Source organism: Pseudomonas sp. Au-Pse12, from assembly GCF_021341665.1.
GTDB lineage: Bacteria > Pseudomonadota > Gammaproteobacteria > Pseudomonadales > Pseudomonadaceae > Aquipseudomonas.
In genome coordinates, this window is the sequence record NZ_JAJTTH010000038.1 from 1 (window position 1) to 1,140 (window position 1,140).

General features: G+C 63.8%; 1 protein-coding gene. It reads right to left on the minus strand.

Annotated features, from left to right (window positions below; all coding sequences use genetic code 11):
* Nucleotides 1-1,140 (minus strand): filamentous hemagglutinin N-terminal domain-containing protein (locus LXM55_RS32320; RefSeq protein WP_233324196.1); only part of this gene is annotated, 1,140 nt, incomplete at both ends.

A 1,140-nucleotide genomic window follows, 5' to 3' on the forward strand; every position in this document is an offset into this window, starting at 1 on the left:
CAGGGTCTGCTTGGCCGTGACCGTCAAATCACGACTGGCCACCACGCTCTTGCCACGGTTGTCGAGGTTCTGTGCGGTCAGCGTTACGTCGCCACGCTGATTGCGGCTGTTGTCGGCATTGACCCCGGCTTCGATGATGCCGTGGTTGCTCAGTTGGCCGCCGCTGCTGAGGGTGATGCTGTCGCCGGCGGCGAGGGTTTTCTGGTTGGTCAGCGTGTCTTGGGTATCGATCTTCAGATCAGTCCCGGCGTAAACCGCACCCTGGGCATCCAGGGTTTGCGCCTTGATCGCCACGGCGCCCTTCTCCGCGCTCGCCTCAACCAGGCGCAACTGCCCATTGGCATCCAGCTGTATATCACCGCCACTGGCGATCAGCTTGCCGTCGAGCTTCACCCCGACCCCGGCTTCAGTACCCACCAACTTGATGGCCCCGGCGTACATGCCGCCCAGGGCTGATGAGTCGATCGCCAGTTGCGGCGCATCCGCCGGGTTGGCGGTGCGTGCCGTGGCGTTCAAGGTCTTGGCGTCGACATCGTTGGCCCCGGCGATCACCGCCAGGTGCTTGGCCTGGATTTCGGCGTTGATCTTGGCGCTGCGGGTGATGATTTCGAACTGGTCGATATTGCTGGCGTTGAGCCCCGCGCCTTCGATGGCGACGCTGCCCTGGTCCACCTGGTAACGCTGCACCTGGCCGTTCTCGATCACCGGTTTGCCGGTGGTCAGGGTGGCCTTGGGAGTGTTGATGAAGCCGCAGCCGTTGCAGCTCACGCCATAGGGGTTGGCGACGATGACATGGGCCGATTGCCCGGCCACCTCGGTATAGCCCTTGAGCTGGCTGGGGCTGCCACCGTTGACCTCGTTGAGGATCACATTGGCCGCGCGGCCCCCCAGGTTGGGGTTGCCGAGGATGATGCCGCCGAGCTGGGTTTCCTGGGTGCGGTGGGTGGCGTTGTTGAGAATCACGCCCTGCTGGCCAACGTTGTAATCGCTGAACTTGTTGTGGGACAGCCCACTGCCATTGGGCGTGGCGATGTTGACGATGGGCACGCCATTGCCGGCCTGGCCGAGATTCGTGCCGCTGCCGTTGACCACGATGCCGTCGGCCATCGCCACCACCGGCTGCCAGAACATCATGTTGGC